General features: G+C 76.4%; 3 protein-coding genes. 1 reads left to right on the top strand and 2 read right to left on the bottom strand.

The features are described 5' to 3' along the window. Window positions 1-1,741, top strand: a 1,741-nt coding sequence (locus tag HTZ82_RS03270) for a MinD/ParA family protein (protein ID WP_175407727.1), incomplete at its 5' end; no start/stop codon positions are given. 104 nt (window positions 1,742-1,845) lie between these two features. Here HTZ82_RS03270 and HTZ82_RS03275 read toward each other — a convergent pair. Then, on the bottom strand, window positions 1,846-2,799 hold the full coding sequence (locus HTZ82_RS03275) for a bifunctional riboflavin kinase/FAD synthetase (RefSeq protein ID WP_175407728.1): 954 nt from the start codon (window positions 2,797-2,799) through the stop codon (window positions 1,846-1,848). Window positions 2,800-2,847: 48 nt separating this feature from the next. Then, window positions 2,848-5,813: serine protease (locus tag HTZ82_RS03280; protein WP_175407729.1), on the bottom strand; the 2,966-nt coding region annotated here is incomplete at its 5' end.

Genomic DNA, 5,813 nt, shown 5'->3' on the forward strand with positions numbered 1-5,813 from the left:
GAACTCCCCTGCGCCGCAGGGCGGTTACGGCTTCCCGCAGCCCGGCCAGCCGGCCCAGCCGCAGGGCGGGTACGGGTTCCCGCAGCCCGGCCAGCCCGCGCAGCCGCAGGGCGGGTACGGATTCCCGCATCCCGGGCCCGGCCAGCAGGCCCAGCCGCAAGCCGGCTACGGCTTTCCGCACCCGCAGGCGGCGCCCCCCGCGCCCGGTGCGCCGACCGCACCCACACCGACACCGGCACCCGCACCGGCACCCGCGCCCGCCGACCCGCGCAGTGGCGGCGCCTGGCCCTCCCCCGTCACCCACGACCAGCGCGAGCGCTCCGTTCCGGGTGCCCCGCTCGGCTACACCGCGGCCGTCGAGCTGTCGTCCGACCGCCTGCTGCGCAACGCCAAGCAGAAGCCCAAGAGCAGCCGCAACCCGTCCTCCGCGTCGCGCTTCAAGCTCGGCGGCAAGAAGGAGGAGGCCGAGCGGCAGCGCAAGCTCCAGCTGATCCGTACGCCGGTCCTCTCCTGCTACCGGATCGCGGTCATCTCCCTCAAGGGCGGTGTCGGCAAGACCACGACCACCACCGCGCTCGGCGCCACCCTCGCCAGCGAGCGCCAGGACAAGATCCTCGCGATCGACGCCAATCCGGACGCCGGTACGCTCGGCCGCCGCGTACGGCGCGAGACCGGGGCCACGATCCGTGACCTCGTCCAGGCGATCCCGTACCTCAACTCGTACATGGACATCCGCCGGTTCACCTCGCAGGCGCCCTCCGGTCTGGAGATCATCGCCAACGACGTGGACCCGGCCGTCTCGACGACCTTCAACGACGAGGACTACCGCCGCGCGATCGACGTCCTCGGCCGCCAGTACCCGGTGATCCTCACCGACTCGGGTACGGGTCTGCTCTACAGCGCGATGCGCGGCGTGCTGGACCTCGCCGACCAGCTCATCATCATCTCGACGCCGTCGGTCGACGGTGCGTCGAGCGCGTCGACGACGCTCGACTGGCTGTCGGCGCACGGGTACGCGGAGCTGGTGCAGCGGTCCCTCACGGTCATCTCGGGGGTCCGCGAGACCGGCAAGATGATCAAGGTCGAGGACATCGTCCAGCACTTCGAGACGCGCTGCCGCGGCGTCGTCGTGGTGCCGTTCGACGAGCATCTGGCGGCCGGCGCCGAGGTCGACCTCGACATGATGCGGCCGAAGACCCGTGAGGCGTACTTCAACCTCGCCGCGCTGATCGCCGAGGACTTCGCGCGGGCGCAGCAGGCGCAGGGGCTGTGGACCGGTGACGGGCACGGCGGGATGCCCCCGCAGGTGGCCCCGCCGATGCCGGGGCAGCAGATGGCCGGTCAGCCGGTGCCGGGGCAGCCCGTCCAGGGCCAGCCGTTCCCAGGCCAGCCGTTCCCAGGGCAGCCGGTGCCCGGTCAGCCGATGCCCGGTCAGCCCGCGCCGGGGCAGCAGCCGTACGCCGGCCAGCCGTACGGCGGTCAGCCCGCGCCCGGCCAGCCGTACGCGCCGCAGCAGCCCCCGGCGCCCGCCGCCGGTCAGCCCGGTGTCCCGCCGCAGGGGTGGCCCCAGCAGCCGCCCGCCCAGGGCCAGCCGGGCCAGCACGCACAGCAGGGCCAGCCGGGCCACCCGGGCCAGCAGCCCGACCCCAACGCGCCCGTTCCGCCACCGGCCTGGCCTCAGCAGCCCCCGCAGGCCCAGCCGCAGCAGCCGCAGCAGCCGCAGCAGCCGCCCCAGCAGTAACCGGCCGCCGCCAGAACAGCACAGAGCAGCACAGCAGCGCATACGACAGGAGGGCCCGCACCGTCACGGCGGTGCGGGCCCTCCTTCCGTAACCGGAGAGCCGCCTACTCCGCGTCGTACGCGGCCGTCAGGTCCCGGCACTGCTTCACATCGGCGGCGATGGCCTCCAGCAGTTCCTCGATCGACCCGAACTTCTGCTGGCCGCGCACGTAGGCGAGGAAGTCCACGGCCACGTGCAGCCCGTACAGGTCGAGTCCGACGCGGTCGATCGCGTACGCCTCGACCGTCCGCTCCGTCCCGTCGAACTGCGGGTTCGTACCGACCGAGATCGCCGCGGGCATCCGCTCGCCGTTCGCCGTCAGCCAGCCCGCGTACACGCCGTCCGCCGGGATGGCCGTGTGCGGCAGGGTCTCCACGTTCGCCGTCGGGTAGCCCAGCTCGCGGCCGCGCTGCGCGCCGCGGACGACCACGCCCTCGACGCGGTGCGGCCGGCCCAGGATCTCGGCGGCGCCCGCCACATCGCCCTCGGCGACCAGGCGCCGGGTCAGTGTGGACGAGAACGGCTGCCCGCCGCCCGCCTCACCCGTCACGTACAGGTCGACGACCTCGACCTCGTAGTCGTACGTCGCGCCCAGCTCGGCCAGGAAGTCGACGGTGCCCGCCGCCCGGTGGCCGAAGCGGAAGTTGGGGCCCTCGACGACCACGCGCGCGTGCAGCTTGTCGACGAGGACCTTCACGATGAAGTCCGCCGGGGACAGCTTCGAGAACTCCGTGGTGAACGGCAGGACCAGCACCGCGTCGACGCCCAGCTCCGCCATCAGCTCGGCGCGCCGGTGGTGCGGGGCGAGCAGCGGCGGGTGGCTGCCGGGGCGCACGACCTCCGAGGGGTGCGGGTCGAAGGTGACGACGACGGCGGGGACGCCCAGCTCACGGGCGCGTTCCACGGCCCGGCCGATGATCAGCTGGTGCCCGCGGTGGACACCGTCGTAGGAACCGATGGTGACGACGCTGCGCCCCCAGTCCTGGGGAATCTCCTCCAAGCCTCGCCAGCGCTGCACTGTGACCGCTCCTCGCCCGAACCCGTGTACGTCAACTACGTCAGTACGTCATGACCGATACGCAGGTCTAAGGGTGCCATGCCCGCATGGCTCGGCCCGCATCGGCATCGCACTCCGTGCCGGTACGGCCACGGGCACGGCCGTACCGGCGGGCGCGGAGTGCGGTGGTGCGGCGAGCCGCTGGATGGTGAGGCGGGTGCTCGGGCCGACGACCGCGGCCCACGCCCCGGGGTCCTCCGCCAGCCAGCCGCTGACCAGCTCGGCGAACCCCGCCACGGTGCGGGCCAGCTCGGCGAGCCGCCGGTCGAAGCGGGTGGCGCCCTCGGGCGTACGGATCAGCAGCGTGCCCGTCCGCAGCACCAGCTCCCGGGTGCGGTCCCCGGGCCGCGCGCCCGTCGCCTGCGCCGCGGCCCGCAGTACCGCGTCCGGTACGGCAGGGTCGGCCCCCGCGTACCGCTCGTTCTCCAGGAGTACGTCGAGGAGTTCGTCCCGTACCGGGCGCGAGGCCGGCGTGCCGGGCGCCGCGAGGACGCGGGCGAGCGCGGCGCGGACCTCCACGGGACGGCCGCGCACCAGATCCTCCACGAGCGGGAGCAGCACCGACCGGGCGTACGGGCCCTGCTCCAGGCACCGGTCCACGTACGCGGCGATGTGCGCGGCGCCCCCGGGGTGGCGGTCGGTGTACGCCCGGACCAGCGCGGCCGCCCGCCGGGCCAGGGCGGGGCTGCGTACGGCCGCGAGGGCGTCGAGCACGCCGGGCGTGCCGTGGTCGTCGCGGAGCCGCGCGTGGAACGCCGCCAGGACCGGCTCGGGGTGCGTCACCAGGGCGGTGAGCAGCGCGGTGGCGGGCAGGCCGGGGGCGCCGGACCGGAACGCGGCCAGGGCCTGCGGGAGGTGGCGGGAGCGGCTGTGCGGGTCGCGGACGAGGAGGGCGAGCGCGTGTCCGTGCAGGTGCGGGTCGCCGGGGCGGGCGAGGAGGGCGCGGGCGGCGTAGCGGAGCAGTTCGCGGTCGGCGTCGTCCGTGACGCGTTCGGCGAGCAGCCGTCCGTACGCGGCGGCCGCGACGCGCCGGGCCGGGCGCAGGTCGTCGTGGGCCCATCGGTCGACGGCGCGGCACATCGCGGAGGGCTCGTCGTCGACGAGGGCGCGCAGCAGTTCGTCGGCGCGGGCGTGGACGGTGGTGGCGAGCGCCTCGCACAGGTCGTCGACGGCCAGGTCCCGGTGGGTGTGGAGCAGGGCCTGGGCGATCCCCGCGACGGTGGGCCCTGCCGGGGCGCCGGGCTCGGCGTACAGCGGCCGCTCGTCCGTGAACCAGCGGCAGAGCAGCGGCTGCACGCCCCGCGGATCGGCCGCGAGCCGCCGCGCGACGGCCTCCAGATGCCGCGGCCGCGCGTGGGCGCCGTCGGCGGGCAGCACCCGCCGGAACAGATCGAGCCGCTCGTCCTCGCCCACCCGTACCAGCTCCCAGAACTCCGGCCCGAAGTCGGCGGACCCGCGGGCGGCGACCCGGGCGGCCAGCAGCCGCAGCACCCCGAGGTACGGCCGCGCGTCCCGGACCCGGAGCAGCACCCCGTACAGCAGCCGCCCGGCCCACCACCCGCCGTCCCCGACCGCGCCAACCGCGCCAACCGCCGCGACCGCGCCGACCGCCCCGACCAGCACCTCCAGCCGCCGCGCCAACGCGGCAGTCCCCTGTGCGACTTCGAGCCGCAGCAGCGCATGCCGCACCACGCCCGCCCGCCACCGAGCCACAGCACCGCACCCGGGCACCCCGTCCGCAGGCGCGCCCCCGGCGGCCCCGGCCATACGGTCCCCGGCCCTGTCGGGGCGCTGCTCCAGGTCCGATGGCCCGGGGACCGGTCCGGTCGTCCCCGTCCCCGTCCCCGGGGGCCCGGCTCGGCCTTCCGTGTCGCCGGGGGTGGGCCACGGCGTCGGGGCGGCGGGTCCGGGGCTGTCCGCCGGCCGGGCGGGCCGATGCTCCCAGGGCGGGGCCCACGATCCAGGGCCGGGACCTCGGGTGGGTGCCGCGGGGTGGGCGGCCGCCCGAATGGCGCCCTCCTGGCGGCCTGGCTGCGGCGGGCGGGGGTGCAGCAGGGCGGTCAGGGTGGCGTCCACGTCGACGTGGCCGGCCTGGAGCCAGTCGCCGAGCTCCTCGTGGGCGAAGCGGTAGCCGTGGCCCGCGGGGACGAGGAGGCGCTCCGCCAGCGCGGCGGAGGCCCAGCCCGTCTCCCTCGGGAACAGGTGCTGGAACGCCTCGCGGTGCAGTTCGCCGTTGCCGGTGGCGAGGCAGAGGCGGGCCGCCTCGTGGGCGTGTTCGGCCACCTGGGGCGCGAGCCGCCGCGCGTCCTGGGGCGCGATGCGCCGGGCGACGCGCAGGCACAGGAGGTCCAGGTAGGCGGCGAGGACCTGCGCCCTGGCGGGGCGGTCGGGCACGGCACCGAGGGCATCCGCCCGTACCTCGGCCCGTACCTCGGCCCGTACCTCGGCCCGTACCTCGGCCCGTACTTCGGCGAGGAGGCTCAGGACCAGCGGGTCGCGTTCCCCGGCGGCCGCGGGCGTCAGTCCGTACCGGTTCCTCAGCGCCTCCGCCTCGTCCGCCTCCAGCTCACCGACCGGCACCGCGTCCGGCAGCCGCTCGGCCGGCTCGTCCGGGCGGTGGAGGGTGCCGGGCGGGTACAGGGCGCCCGCCTCCTCCCAGTACTCGGGGCGGCAGGCGACGACCAGCCGGGCGCCGTGGTCACGCAGCCACCCGGCCGTCCCCTCCGTCCAGGCCGGCGCCCGCCCGTCCGCCGCGAGCGCCGGCGGCATCTCCTCCGGGCCGTCCAGAAGGACGAGCAGCGGCCGTCCCGCGCCCCGCGCCACCCGGGCGACCCGCGCCGGCAGCGCCTCGGCGCCACGCTCCCGTGCCCCCGGGTACGCGCTCCAGTCGCCGCCCGCCGCAGCGACGACCCGCCCCGCCTGCCGCAGCGCCCGCTCCACCGCGTCCCCCACCGACGCGTCGCCGGCCCGCAGGT

This window comes from Streptomyces sp. TRM64462 (genome assembly GCF_013362995.1).
GTDB lineage: Bacteria > Actinomycetota > Actinomycetes > Streptomycetales > Streptomycetaceae > Streptomyces.